This is a genomic window from Microbacterium testaceum (genome assembly GCF_001476655.1).
GTDB classification, from domain to species: Bacteria; Actinomycetota; Actinomycetes; order Actinomycetales; family Microbacteriaceae; genus Microbacterium; species Microbacterium testaceum_C.
The window spans coordinates 1-546 of record NZ_LDRT01000271.1; the positions used below are offsets into that span (position 1 = coordinate 1).

At 69.2% G+C, this 546-nt stretch carries 1 protein-coding gene; it reads right to left on the bottom strand.

Going from position 1 to position 546, the window contains the following annotated elements; genetic code table 11:
* On the bottom strand, positions 1 to 546 hold a 546-nt coding region (locus NS220_RS18945; protein ID WP_153004391.1), incomplete at both ends, for an aldehyde dehydrogenase family protein.

Sequence of the window (546 nt, forward strand, 5' to 3'; positions counted from 1 at the left end):
GCCGTCGACGACGATGCGCGCGCCATCGGCTTCGGCGATGTCGACGTAGGACGAGACCTTGTCGCGGTGCTGCGCCGAGATCAGCGGTCCCATGTCGGGTTCCGCGGCATCCGCCCCGTTGCCGATACGCAGCTTCGCGATGCGCTCGGAGACCTTGGCGATCAGCTCGTCGGCGACGGGCTCGACCGCGAGCACGACCGAGATGGCCATGCACCGCTCGCCCGCGGCGCCGAATCCGGCGTTGACCGCGGAGTCGGCGACGAGGTCGAGGTCGGCGTCGGGGAGGACGAGCATGTGGTTCTTCGCGCCACCGAGGGCCTGCACCCGCTTGCCGTTGCGGGACGCCGTCTCGTAGATGTACTGCGCGATCGGGGTGGAGCCGACGAAACTGATCGACTGCACCACCGGCGCGTTGAGCAGACCGTCGACAGCGACCTTGTCGCCCTGGAGGACGGTGAACGCTCCGTCGGGCAGCCCCGCCTCTTTCCACAGCTGGGCCAGCCAGAGGGCGGCGGAGGGATCCTTCTCGCTCGGCTTGAGCACGAC